This window comes from Flavobacterium notoginsengisoli, from assembly GCF_042686225.1.
Lineage (GTDB): Bacteria > Bacteroidota > Bacteroidia > Flavobacteriales > Flavobacteriaceae > Flavobacterium > Flavobacterium notoginsengisoli.
Genome location: NZ_JBHUOT010000006.1, coordinates 116,979 through 130,572, shown reverse-complemented (window position 1 = coordinate 130,572; position 13,594 = coordinate 116,979). Strand labels below are relative to the sequence as shown.

Below are 13,594 nucleotides of genomic sequence, written 5' to 3'. Positions count from 1 at the left end.
TTAGCTTTTTAAATTTTATTTTACAAATTGTATTTCAATGTAATCCCGTAAGTTCTCTGATCGCCCAAAACTCCGGCATATTGTCCTGTGTTACCACTAGCAGGTAATAATTGCTCGTAATAATCTTTATTTAAAAGGTTACGTCCCCAGAAGTAAACAGATAAACCTTGTGAAGCACGGAATCCTAAACGAGCATTGAAAATAGCATAACCCTGAACTACTAAATATTTTGAAGCAGAAGGGCTTGATGAAAACTCTGAACGAGCGTAAGAATCAACTGCTAGGAAAATTTTCCCTGCATTTCCAAAGAATCTTGCATTATCAGAAAGTTCACCTCCTAAAGATCCTGCCCATCTTGATGCACCTGGCAATTCAGTTCCTGAAACATCTTTGTAAGCTACCTGAACCCCATTCACAACTAGACCTGTTTCTTCTAACGGAAGTGGTGCATTTGTAAATTTAACATATTTACCATCAGTGTAAGTAGCTGCTGCATTTACTGTTAAATGTTTGCTGAAAACAAAACTTGCATCCAATTCTGCACCTCTTACACGTACTTTATCAGCATTTGCCAGATAACCACGGTTTACACCCAATTCAGCTGCCTGAACATTGGTTTGGAAATCTTTAATGTCTGTGTTGAAGAACGTCAGGTTGAATATTGAATTTTTAAATGGAGAAGTTTTTACACCAAATTCATAGTGATATACTTTTTCAGGTTTAATTACTGCAAGTTCAGTCATTGGTTGTCCTGCAGAGTTTGATGGAAGTCCTGCTACGTTAACTCCAACAGGTTTATAGCTTTTAGCGAATGTACCATAAACGTTAATCTTGTCAGATGCTTTATAAGTAAGCGTTATATTTCCGGAAAAATCTGTGTTATCTGTATCTGAGTCAAACGCCTGATCAGAGTAAACGGATTTTTTCAAAGCTAATAATGCAGGATCTGTTGTTTGAAGACCTCCGTAAGTTGTACGACTGTAATGTGCATCTTTTTTATCAAAGTTATATCTTAAACCAGGTAAAACGTGTAAACGTTCTGTAACAGCCCAGTCAATTTGCCCAAATACTGCAGCGCTGGAAGCTCTGATTCTTGCATCTGTTTTGATTCCATAACCTTCAAAAAGTCCCGGAGTTTTCCATAATGAACTAGTTGAGCTTTGTGCAAATCTCCATTGCGCATTTCCAGATTCTTCAGTTCCGTCAGTTTGAGAAGTTTGATCGATAAAGAATACTCCGGCAACACCACTAATTTTAGAAGTCAATTGACCTGCGTAACGAACCTCTTGTGTAATTTGTGTTTGTCTTGTTGGGTTTTGAGATTTAGCTAATACTTGTAATCCTGTAAAATCTCTGTCATTTGAAGGATCCCAGTTCCAGAAACGCCATGCAGTTGTTGAAGTAAGTGTTCCGCCTCCAATTTTAGTATCTACATTCAAAGAGAAACCTCCCATGTCCTGATTAGAACGCCAAGGGGTATCATGATCAATTTTACGATCAAAAGCATTCAAGCTTGGAAGCTGATAATTTAAATCGGCAATAATAGCATTAAATTGTCTGTAAGCTGCTCTTTGCGTTGGAGCAACACCGGCAACAACCTGCGCATATCCGTCTGGACGCTGTGTTGTAATATCGGCAGCAAAAATAACATTTGTATTTACAGTTGGAGTCCAAAGTAATTGTCCTCTGATTCCCTGATTGTTTAAGGTGTTTGTAGGTCTTCCTGTTGCGACATTGTCAACTAAACCATCGCGTGATGTACCTGAAAAAGATATTCTACCGGCAACTTTATTTCCTAAAGCTCCTGTAACAGATGCTTTGGCTTGCAGGAAAGAATAGTTTCCATAACTCACTTCAAAATCAGCTCCGGAAGTAAAACTTGGTTTACGTGTTGTAATATTGAATGCTCCCGAAGTAGTATTCTTTCCAAATAAAGATCCTTGCGGTCCACGTAAAACCTCAATTTGTTCTACATCGATAAAATCAAGGGTTGTTGCGGCCGGACGTGCATAATAAACGCCATCGACATAGAATCCAACACCAGGGTCAATTCCGTCGTTTGTTAATCCGAATGGAGAACCTAAACTCCTAATATTGATACCAGTATTTCTTGGATTTGAAGAATAAAGTTGAACGGAAGGAACCAATTCTTTAATGCGGTTTACGTTAAATGCTCCGGTTTGTTCTGCTTGTTTTCCTGTAATAACAGAAATAGCAATTGGCACATCCTGAACTTTTTCGATTCTTCTTCTTGAAGAAACTACAACTTCAACAAGTTCATTTTCTTCTTTCAATGCAACCTGAATTGGATTTGCAGGAATCGCAGTCAACTCAATTTCTGTGGTTTTATATCCTACATACTGAATTAAAAGAGTCAAAGGTAATCTTCCCTGAGAGTCAATTACAAATTTACCGCTATTATCTGTAAGAGCACTGTTAGTGGTTCCTTTGATTACCACGTTTACGGCTTCTAAAGGAGTGTTTTCGCTAGTTGTAACTACACCTTCAATGTTTTGTCCAAATGAAATAGAGAAGATTAAAAAGAATAATAAAGTGAAGATATTTTTTATAGATGTTTTCATTTTTATATTAAGTATATGTGATTAGTAGAATTTAAAACAAAATTTTTTTAAATCAACACATACAAATCATAGATGAATTTCTTATTACTAAAGAAGAAAGTCCTGCTTCCTTGTTTTGCAAAATTTTGGATACACTTGATCGACTAAAATGTACTTTCATGTTAAAACTTTTGTAAATGGTTAGTTAATTATTTTGTGCAAATATAAATATTAATTCTATCGATTTACTAGGAATTAGAAAATATTTTTTTATTTATTTACTAATGAAGCGATTGTAATACCTTCCATAGCCTTCAAAGTTTTGTCTCTAATCAGCATTAAACCGTGACGCAGACTGCATTCAGACTCGGTTTTACAATCAGAGCAAGGCTCATAAAAATTTAAGGAAGCGCATGGCAAAAGTGCAATTGCACCGTCAAATAATCGGTGAATTTCTGCCAAAGTGATGTCATTTTTTGATTTAATTAGATAATATCCACCAAATTTTCCCTGCTTACTGCTCACAAAACGTCCTCGTTTTAGATCTAAAAGAATCTGTTCTAAAAACTTTTTAGGAATGTTAGCGCCATCAGCAATCTCCACTGTTCTGGAAATGTGATTTTCGTCTTGTTCTGCTAAATAAAGTAAGGCCTTAAGGGCGTATTTTGCTTTATGTGATAACATCTGTTAATAAATTGTAAAATGTAAATGTATGATATTTTAAGATTGAAACCTAAACTTGAAACCTGAAACAAAGAAAATTAGAAACAAACTAAATTACCAGCTTCCACCAGAACCTCCTCCAGAGAAACCTCCGCCTCCAAATCCACCGCCGAAGCCTCCGCCTCCGCCGAAACCACCACCGGATGATCCGCCTCCGAAGCCTCCAAATCCACCGCCGCCACTTCTTCCAAGATTACTTAGAATGATTACGTCCAGAAGACTGGGCCCGCCGCCGCCATTGTTACCAGAATTGCCTCCGCCACCTTTTTTATTACGGGTAAGCAGAATTAATACAATTACAACAATTACAATAAAAGGTAAAATAGGAAAATCTTGTCCTTTGGCTTTTTTACGCTCGCCTTTGTATTTTCCTTTAAAAACATCAAAAAGAGCATCTGCACCTTTGTCGAGACCATTATAATAACTTCCTTTTTTAAATTCCGGAATTATGATATTTCTTGTAATTTCTCCACCAATACCAGCAGTTAAACGATCTTCTAAGCCATAACCCGGAGAAATCCAGATTCGTCTTTCCTGTTTAGCTAACAAAATCAAAACTCCGTTGTCTTCTTTAGCTTGTCCAATTCCCCATTCCTGGGCCCATTTTGGAGTAAGAATTCCAATATCTTCTCCTTTTAAGCTCTCTATGGTAATCACTACAATTTGGGTAGAAGTTGAATCGGAATAACGAACTAGTTTTTCTTCTAATTGCGTTTTTTCAGAAGCACTTAAAACATTAGCATAATCGTAGACAGAAGTTTGAAAATCAGGTTTTTTGGGTATGTCAAATTGTGCAAAAATAGTATTGCAGGAAAGAAACGCGATAAACAAAAGAGTAAATTGAAAGATTCCTTTGGAACTTAAGATTTTATTATTGGAATTTTTCATTATTTATCCTTTTGAGATTTCGTTAGATAATTCATTGATATCATCTTCCTGAGATGGGAAATATTTTTTGAGTTGTTCTCCGGCATTCAAAATACCATCAACAATTCCCTGCTTAAAATTTCCAGATTTAAAATGATTGGTCATAATGTCTTTGGTACAATCCCAAAAGTCATTTGCTACTAAATCATTTATTCCTTTATCTCCACAAATCACAAAGTTTTTATCTTCAACCGCAAAATAGAGTAATACGCCATTCTGCAATTTAGTTTCGTCCATTCGTAATTCATGAAAAACTTCTAAAGCTCTATCGTAATGAGCTTTAGAAGTTGTTTTTTCTATATGTACTCTAATTTCGCCAGAAGTATTATTTTCAGCCATACGAATAGCTTCAACAATTTCGTGTTCTTCTTCTTTGGTTAAAAAATCTTCTACTTTTGACATGGAAATGATTTTAGAGTTAAGATTGTTGCTTTTAGATTATTTCTAAAACTTCTTAGAATTTTACTTCAACTGGTTTGTCTGCACCTGTAGAAGCTTCAAAGTATGGTTTTTCTTTGTATTCGCTTAAGAACCAGTTGTTAGGAATCTTTAAAACATATCCGTTGTACGTTTGTACCGATTCGTTGAAACGAGTTCTGGCAGTCAAAATTTGGTTTTCTGTACTTGCCAATTCATCCTGTAATTTTAGGAAGTTTTCGTTAGCTTTCAAAGTTGGATATTGTTCAACAGAAACTAATAATCTTGATAAAGATGAAGAAACACCGCTTTGAGCCTGGTTAAATGCTGCCAATTGTTCTGGAGTTACATTGCTAGGGTCAATTGTTACAGATGTAGCTTTTGCACGTGCTTCGATTACTGCTGTCAAAGTTCCTTTTTCAAAGTCTGCAGCACCTTTTACAGTGTTTACTAAATTCCCGATAAGATCATTACGTCTTTGGTAAGCCGTTTGAACATTTCCCCATTCTTTGTTTACAGCCTGGCTGTGTTGCAAAGCAGTATTTTTAATACCAATCGACCAAAATGCGATAATAGCAATAAGCGCTATAATAATTCCTACAGGGATTAACCACTTTTTCATATTTGTTTTGATTTAAGTTTATTTCTATTTTTAATTACAATTCGTTTTTGATGTCGTTTAACTGTGTTTTGATGGACTCTAATTTACGTATTATTTCGAATTTATCTAACGTTTTCTTTTGTCCTTCTTTTAAATGTATTTTGGCGCCTTCAAGTGTGAAACCTCTCTCTTTTACAAGATGATAGATTAATTGCAGGTTGGTAATATCTTCGGGTGTGAACATTCTGTTTCCCTTTGCATTTTTTTTAGGTTTCAGGATATCAAATTCGCTGTCCCAAAATCGTATCAAAGAGGCATTGACATTAAAAGCTTTGGCTACTTCGCCAATACTGTAATATCTTTTGTCTTTAGAAAGTTCAATATGCATGATTTGTTTTTTACTATTTTACTTCAAAAATACTATTTTTTCGCAATATTAATCTAATGATTGATTTTCTTGATTTGCCATTTGTGAAATGGCCACATATTCTACAGCAGAAATATTTCCGTAATAGAAATTAAGCGGGTTTACTACTTTTCCATCTTTGTGAACTTCATAATGACAGTGCGGTCCTTCAGATCTTCCTGTGCTCCCTACGTAACCAATGATATCGCCTCTTTTGACTTTTTGTCCGGGTTTACAATTGTATTTGCTTAAATGGGCGTATAAACTCTCATAACCAAAACCGTGCCTGATTACGACATGATTTCCATATCCGGAAGCAGTATTATCTGCTCTAGCAACCACGCCATCGCCTGTGGCATAAATTGGAGCTCCTGTGTTGGCAGTAAAATCCATTCCGTTGTGCATTTTTCTTACTTTTGTGAAAGGATCGATTCTGTATCCAAAACCGGAAGCAACTCGTTTTAGGTTTTCATTCTGAACAGGCTGAATGGCAGGAATCGCTAATAATAAACTTTCTTTAGCTCCTGCTAATTTTAAAATATCATCTAAAGATTTGGACTGAATGGCCAGTTGTTTAGAAATTTTGTCAACTCTTTTTGTTGTATTTAAAACCAGTTGTGAATTATTATAGCCTTCTAAAGTTTTGTATTTCTCCGGGTTTCTAAAACCAGCCTTTCTAATTGAATCCGGGATTTCAGCTTTATTAAAATAGATTCTGTAAATATTATTGTCTCGTTCTTCCAAGGCATCTGCGACCGCATCAATTTCATCTAATTTTTTATTTAAAATGGAATATTGAAGTTTTAGATTTTCAATCTCACGTGCCTGTAAACGATCTTTCGGAGTTTCAAAATAAGGCGTATTAATTAAAAGAACGAAAACTAAAAAACCAAACAATGCCGAAGCTACTAAAAACAGTATTGCGTAACCAATTTTTATTCTTTTTCTGGTTTTAATTTTTGTATAAGCCAGATTTTCTGAGTCGTAATAATATTTTACTTTCGCCATATTTTAAAATACGCTATTTTTGCAGCTTGTAAAATAAGTTAGACGAACAGAGCTGTAAAATGTTTCAGCAGTTCGGCACTTTTTTTACAAGAATTAATGATTAGATATTGGGGCTATTTTATCATTAGATAATGCGCAAAATAGACAATTTATTGTTTATAATATAAGTTTTTTGAATTCATTATAAAAAACTTAACGCATCATCAAATGAATAAGTTTGCTAATGATCTAATTTTCAAATTGACACATTAAAATTGACACATTTTTCTAATTTAAATATGAAATCACAAGACGTACGTAAACAATTTTTAGATTTTTTTGAGAGTAAAGGGCACACTATTGTTCCTTCAGCTCCTATTGTACTTAAAGACGACCCAACCTTAATGTTCAATAACTCGGGAATGGCCCAGTTTAAAGAATTTTTCTTAGGAAACGGAACTCCAAAAAGTCCAAGAATAGCCGATACGCAAAAATGTCTTCGTGTTTCAGGAAAACATAATGATCTTGAAGAAGTGGGTATTGATACCTACCACCACACTATGTTTGAAATGTTAGGAAACTGGTCTTTTGGTGATTACTTCAAAAAAGAAGCGATCAACTGGGCTTGGGAATTATTGACAGAAGTGTATAAAATTCCAAAAGAGAATCTTTATGTTTCTGTTTTTGAAGGAAGTAAAGAAGATAACGTTCCGTTTGACCAAGAAGCTTGGGATATCTGGAAAACATTAATCGATGAAGACCGAATTATTCTTGGAAACAAAAAAGATAATTTCTGGGAAATGGGAGACCAGGGACCATGCGGACCTTGTTCTGAAATTCACGTTGATTTACGTTCTGCAGAAGAAAAAGCTTTAGTTTCCGGAAAAAGTTTAGTGAACAATGATCACCCGCAAGTAGTTGAAATCTGGAATAATGTATTCATGGAATTCAATCGTAAAGCGGATGGTTCTTTGGAAAAACTTCCAGCACAGCACGTTGATACCGGGATGGGATTTGAGCGTTTGTGTATGGCTTTACAAGGAAAAACATCGAATTATGATACTGATGTTTTTATGCCTTTAATTAGAGAAATCGAAACGATTACAGGGGCAAAATATACAACTAATGATGTAACAGGCATTAGTGAAGAACAAAATAAAATGAATATTGCAATCCGTGTAGTTGCAGATCACATTCGTGCTGTAGCATTTGCGATTGCCGATGGACAATTGCCATCTAACACGGGAGCAGGATATGTAATTCGTAGAATTTTGCGTCGTGCTATCCGTTACGGATTTACTTTCTTAGGAACAAAAGAACCGTTTATTTTTAAATTGGTGGAAACTTTAAGCGAACAAATGGGAGATTCTTTCCCGGAAATCAGAACGCAGAAAGCACTTTGTTCTAACGTAATTCGTGAAGAAGAAAATTCATTCCTGAAAACATTAGATCAGGGATTGATTCTCTTAGATGCTGTAATTTTAAATAGTGCAGGAGACACAATCGACGGTAAAAAAGCTTTCGAATTGTATGATACATACGGTTTTCCAATCGATTTAACCGCTTTAATTCTTTCTGAAAAAGGATTGAAATTAGACGAAAAAGGATTTCAGGAACAATTACAATTACAAAAAGAAAGATCTCGTGCAGCATCAAAAGTAACAGCTGGAGACTGGAATGTAATTGTTGAAGATGATATTCAGGAATTTGTTGGATACGACAGATTATCTCAGCAAGTAAAAATCACGAAATACCGTAGAGTAGAAAGTGTAAAAGATGGTGAAATTTTCCAATTGGTTTTCAATGCAACTCCATTTTACGGAGAAAGCGGAGGGCAAACAGGAGATAAAGGATATTTGGAATCTCAAAACGGAGATATTATTTATATCATTGATACAAAGAAAGAAAACAATCAAACGATTCATTTAACACAATCGTTGCCAGAAAATATTACAGCAACATTTAATGCTGTTGTTGATGCAAATCAAAGAGCAAAAACTTCGTCAAACCACTCGGCTACGCATTTATTGCACCAAGGTTTGCGTAAAATTTTAGGAACTCACATTGAGCAAAAAGGATCGATGGTTCGTAATGCTTCATTACGTTTTGACTTTTCTCACTTCTCTAAAGTTTCTGATGAAGAATTGTTAGAAGTAGAAAACTTTGTAAACGCTAGAATCCGTGAGAGTTTGCCATTAATCGAAAAAAGAGCAATTCCGAAAGAGCAAGCGCTTGAAGATGGAGCAATTGCTTTATTTGGAGAGAAATACGGAGATTTAGTTCGTACCATTAAATTTGGTGATTCTGTCGAATTATGCGGAGGAACCCACGTTGCGAATACATCTGATATCTGGCACTTCAAAATTGTTTCTGAAGGAGCTGTTGCAGCTGGAATTAGAAGGATAGAAGCAATCACTAGTGAAGCAGCAAAAGAATATTTTGAGTCACAAGCTGTTTCTTTAGCTGAAATAAAAGAAGCACTTAAAAATGCTCAGGATCCTGTAAAATCTATTCTAGCTTTACAAGATGAAAATGCACAGTTGAAAAAACAATTAGAAGCTTTATTAAAAGATAAAGCTAAAAATATGAAAGCTGATTTAGCTAAAGAATTGCAAGAAATCAACGGAGTTCAGTTCTTAGCAAAACAAGTAGATTTAAATCCGGAAGGAGCAAAAGATTTAGCTTATGAATTGGGTGGTTCTTATAACAACTTATTTGTAGTTTTTGCTACTGCTCATGAAGGAAAACCAATGCTAACTTGTTACATCTCTAAAGAAATCGTAGCAGCCAAAAACCTAAACGCAGGACAAGTGGTTCGCGAATTAGGGAAATACATCCAGGGTGGAGGTGGAGGTCAGCCTTTCTTCGCAACTGCAGGAGGTAAAAATGTTGATGGAATTGCTGAGGCTCTTGCTAAAGCAGTGGATTTTGTTAAATAAAATTCTAAGACACTAAGCTTCTAAGAGGCTAAGTTTTTATAAAAGTAAGCCCGACAGGTTTTTAAAACCTGTCGGGCTTTGTATATATAATTCTAAATTGTCTTAAAGTGATGATTTAATAACTTTTAAAGTAATTAAACCAAAACGAATATCTTTTCTTTTACCGAATAATTTTTAACTTAAATGATTATGATAAAAAGTTTGTTTTATTTTTTATTAGCCTTACTAATTACATTGAGCTCTTGCTCTTCAGAAGAAAAGAATTCTGATTTAATTTTGCCTCAGACAATAAATTATATTGACATAAAAACTTCTACTGATAGTTTAGTAAAGGTTTCTTATGATGGAAATAAAATAAAAAGTTTAATTGGTGAAGGAGGAAGAATTGAATTTGAATATGAAGGAGATTTTATAATTAAACAAACCAGATATTTTAAAAAGGAAGGAAAAGATGTAAAAAATGATGAGTATTCCTATAGTTATAAGAATGATAAATTATTCTTAGAAACTCACATAGAAGGGAGTCATAAACAGACTAGACTTTTTACTTATAATGATAATGGTACGGTTGACGTTAAAATAAATTCATTTTATTCTAATGGACAAGAAAGAGAAGAAAAGGAGGAATATACTTTTGTAAATGGAAATTTGATAAAAGTTACATACAATCATAATCAGGATAGTATGGGAGAGCTTAAATTTGAATATGATACAAAAAGTAATCCTTTTAAGAATGTTTTGGGATATAAATTATTAATGCATGGTAGTTATAGTATCTTTATCAACAATATTGTAGAAGTAACTAGTACAGATATATTTAAAGGAAGTGTTTTAAATACTAGGAATTACAAGACAGAATATATTTATAACAATCAGGGGTATCCTGTAAAAATGACTTCTAATTTAATTTTACCTAATAAAATTATAGAATACAGCTATAAATAAATTAAGAAGCCAAAAAAACTTTTATCATTTTTTAATAAAACATTTTTAAACTCTATAGGGATTGTAATTTTAGTAAAAAATCAATCTTTAAGTTATACTTAATTGCGTCCAGCTTTAGTTGGATGAAAAAGATAAGAATTATTAGAAAAGAGCTTTAGCCAAACTATCACGTTTGGCTAAAGCCCTTCAACTTTATATTATTATCCATCCAAGCTAAAGCTGGAGGCAATTTTATAGATAACTCAGAATCTTAGTCTCTTAGAACCTTAGAGTCTTAAAATTATTTTCGCTCACCAATCTGCTGGCGCCACATAGCATAGTACAATCCTTTCTCCACAATTAAATCCTCGTGTTTGCCTTGCTCAATAATTTTACCTTGTTCCAAAACAAAGATTCTGTCAGCGTGCATAACAGTAGACAAACGGTGTGCAATTAAAACTGTGATTCTGTTTTTATCTGAAATATTTCTGATTGTAGCATTAATTTCTTCTTCAGTAATCGAATCCAAAGCAGAAGTAGCTTCATCAAAAATCAATAAATTTGGATTTCTAAGAATTGCTCTGGCGATAGACAAACGTTGTTTTTCACCACCGGAAACTTTGATTCCGCCTTCTCCGATTGTGGTGTTTAGCCCGTCTTCGGCACGTTTTAGTAATTTATCGCAGCTTGCACGTTTTAAAGCGTCGTATAAATCTTCATCTGTTGCATTTGGTTTGACAAATAACAAGTTTTCGCGGATCGTTCCGGAGAATAATTGTGCGTCCTGAGTAACAAAACCTAATTGTTTTCTCAGGTCTAATAAATCAATGTCTGTAGAATCGATGTCGTTATATAGAATTTCTCCTTCTGCTGGAGTATACAATCCAACCAGCAATTTTACCAAAGTAGTTTTACCGGAACCTGACGGACCAACAAAAGCAACGGTTTGTCCTTGTTTTATTTCGAAATTGATGTTTTCAACCGCTTTAAATTTAGCAGTTCTGTGCTGAAAACTTACATTAGAGAAAAGTAATTTCTGAATTGCACCAACATGTTTTGGATTAGTTGGACGAAACTCTTTTGGAGCATTTAATAAGTGTTTAAAATTCTCCATAGAAACTTTTGTCTCATTCAAAGCAATAATAAAATTTCCCAATTCCTGTAAAGGACCAAAAATAAAGAAAGTAAAAAAGACCATTGTCAATAAATCTCCAACGATAATTTTTCCTCCAAATAAGAAATAATACAAAGCAAAAACAACACAAGTTCTTAAAAAATGTACGGTTGTTCCCTGAATAAAACTCAAACTTCTGATAAAACGAATTTTTTCCAATTCCAACTGAAGGATTTTAAAAGTATTCAGATTTAAACGTTTTTCTTCCTGATAGGTTAAACCAAGGCTTTTTACCAATTCGATATTTCGTAAACTTTCTGTTGTAGAACCTGCAAGAGCGTTGGTTTGATTGACAATTTTCCTGGAAACAATTTTGATCTTTTTTCCTAAATACAAACTTACCAAAGCGATAATTGGAGCTGTAATTAGGAAGATTATTGAAATACGAAGATCAATTCGTGCAACATAAACAATAACGAAAATGAAACCTATAATAGTTTGGAAAATTAAAGAAATAGAAAGTGTGATTAGTTTTTCAGAGTCGATTCTAACTTTAGTCAGCTTACTTAAAGTTTCACCGCTTCGTTGATCTTCAAATTCAGCATAAGGAAGATCAAGCGATTTTTTGATTCCATCGGTGTACATTTGAGCACCGGTTCTCTGGATGACAACATTCGTAAAATAATCCTGAAAGTTTTTGGTAATTCTGGAAATCATCGCAGCACCAAGCGAAAGACCAAGCCAAAAGGCTAAAGATTTAATAAATCCGATTTCGTTTCCTTTGTATTTTGTAATTCCGACACCGCAGTCCTGCATTAGTTTTCCTGTAATTACGGAGTCTGATAAACTGAAACAAATGTTAATAGTAGCCATTATCAAAGCAAAAAACAGAAGCATTTTATGTTTGATGATGTAAGTATATAATAATTTCATAAGTGATTTAAAAAAATGGAAGATGCAAAAGTAAGGAATTGTTTTAGTTTGTGAAGTTCATTTTTGTTATTAAAAATGTAAATTTTAGGATTAATACTTCGCAGCATAAAAAACTTAATGGCGAGAAATTGATTTGCTACTTTTTTCATCATTTATATTAGTTTAGGTTGCGGTATCTTAGTGGTTCGTTTAAAATTAGATCATTTTTTATACTATTTTAAAATTTAGTTGGACTATGTTTGTGTTACATTATAATCCAGTCAAAAAGTGAAAAAAACAGTATTCTTTCTTAGTTCTTTATTTTTAATTCTAGTTCTAATGTCTTCCTGTTCTAGTGAAGATGCATTAGAGGAAACCAATGCGATTTTACCGAAAAGTATCAAAATAACAAACCCTAAAAACCCTTCAGAAAATTCAGTAATGACATATTCCTATCAAGGAAAAAAACTGGTGAGTATTTCTGAAAACAATAAAATGACAAAATTCGTATATGACGGAGATAAGATTATAAAGGAAGTATCTTATGTTGTAGCAGGGCCGACAACAACAAAAATAGTGGAGACAACTTATAAGTATTCTGGTAAAAAAATGATTTCATCATTTGTGCAGACAGAAAACGATAGATATAAAAGTACAAGAGAGACTGTTTATACCTATAATGCAGATGGAACTGTAAAAAGCGAAGAAAATAGTAAAGCTGAGACTATTCCGGAAGGATATACCATAAAAATCCGTACAAGCTATAAAATGACTTTTGTAAATGGTAATCTGGCCAAATTAGAGGATTTGATAGACTTAAATAATGTTTATGAAAATGAATTTGATGATCACAATAATCCTTTTAAAAATGTCACGGGTTTTGATTTATTAATGAATATAGAGTACACTTCAAACAATTTGATTACGAATACTTATACCTTCAAAGATAATTTTGGTGTGTCAGGTAAGAGTCTTTATAAAGTAGAATATGAATATAACGACGACGGATATCCATCTAAAAAAACGACTATTTTAAAAGACGGCAGTATTGGTGAAATTAGTGAATATAGCTACTAAATGCAC

General features: G+C 33.8%; 11 protein-coding genes. 3 read left to right on the top strand and 8 right to left on the bottom strand.

Going from position 1 to position 13,594, the window contains the following annotated elements; genetic code table 11:
* Positions 1–20: 20 nt before the first annotated feature.
* The 7 genes from ACFS3A_RS14815 to ACFS3A_RS14785 all read right to left on the bottom strand — a co-directional run bounded on the left by ACFS3A_RS14815 (position 21) and on the right by ACFS3A_RS14785 (position 6,643).
* Entirely contained in the window at positions 21–2,582 is a 2,562-nt protein-coding gene (locus tag ACFS3A_RS14815; RefSeq protein WP_379826357.1) for a TonB-dependent receptor, read from the bottom strand.
* A 249-nt stretch (positions 2,583–2,831) separates the two neighbouring features.
* Positions 2,832–3,245 (bottom strand): RrF2 family transcriptional regulator, encoded by a 414-nt coding sequence (locus tag ACFS3A_RS14810; RefSeq protein WP_057117104.1) that lies wholly within the window; start codon positions 3,243–3,245, stop codon positions 2,832–2,834.
* 93 nt (positions 3,246–3,338) lie between these two features.
* Positions 3,339–4,172, bottom strand: a complete 834-nt coding sequence (locus tag ACFS3A_RS14805; RefSeq protein WP_379826356.1) for a TPM domain-containing protein — start codon at positions 4,170–4,172, stop codon at positions 3,339–3,341.
* Between the two features lie 3 nt (positions 4,173–4,175).
* On the bottom strand, positions 4,176–4,613 hold the full coding sequence (locus tag ACFS3A_RS14800) for a TPM domain-containing protein (protein WP_379826355.1): 438 nt from the start codon (positions 4,611–4,613) through the stop codon (positions 4,176–4,178).
* Positions 4,614–4,665: 52 nt separating this feature from the next.
* On the bottom strand, positions 4,666–5,250 hold the full coding sequence (locus ACFS3A_RS14795; RefSeq protein ID WP_091492703.1) for a LemA family protein: 585 nt from the start codon (positions 5,248–5,250) through the stop codon (positions 4,666–4,668).
* A gap of 34 nt (positions 5,251–5,284) precedes the next feature.
* Positions 5,285–5,617 (bottom strand): MerR family transcriptional regulator, encoded by a 333-nt coding sequence (locus ACFS3A_RS14790; protein WP_091492704.1) that lies wholly within the window; start codon positions 5,615–5,617, stop codon positions 5,285–5,287.
* Positions 5,618–5,665: 48 nt separating this feature from the next.
* Positions 5,666–6,643, bottom strand: coding sequence for a peptidoglycan DD-metalloendopeptidase family protein (locus tag ACFS3A_RS14785; RefSeq protein WP_379826354.1), 978 nt, complete (start codon positions 6,641–6,643; stop codon positions 5,666–5,668).
* A 278-nt stretch (positions 6,644–6,921) separates the two neighbouring features.
* Here ACFS3A_RS14785 and alaS point away from each other — a divergent pair, with 278 nt between their 5' ends.
* Positions 6,922–9,561, top strand: a complete 2,640-nt coding sequence (gene alaS / locus ACFS3A_RS14780) for an alanine--tRNA ligase (RefSeq protein WP_379826353.1) — start codon at positions 6,922–6,924, stop codon at positions 9,559–9,561.
* A 189-nt stretch (positions 9,562–9,750) separates the two neighbouring features.
* Complete coding sequence (locus ACFS3A_RS14775; RefSeq protein ID WP_379826352.1) at positions 9,751–10,506, top strand: hypothetical protein; 756 nt, start codon at positions 9,751–9,753, stop codon at positions 10,504–10,506.
* A gap of 280 nt (positions 10,507–10,786) precedes the next feature.
* Here ACFS3A_RS14775 and ACFS3A_RS14770 read toward each other — a convergent pair whose 3' ends face one another.
* Positions 10,787–12,532, bottom strand: coding sequence for an ABC transporter ATP-binding protein (locus ACFS3A_RS14770; RefSeq protein WP_379826351.1), 1,746 nt, complete (start codon positions 12,530–12,532; stop codon positions 10,787–10,789).
* A gap of 318 nt (positions 12,533–12,850) precedes the next feature.
* On the opposite strand from ACFS3A_RS14770, the gene ACFS3A_RS14765 reads away from it, so the two are divergent.
* Positions 12,851–13,588, top strand: a complete 738-nt coding sequence (locus tag ACFS3A_RS14765) for a hypothetical protein (protein ID WP_379826350.1) — start codon at positions 12,851–12,853, stop codon at positions 13,586–13,588.
* Positions 13,589–13,594 lie beyond the last annotated feature (6 nt).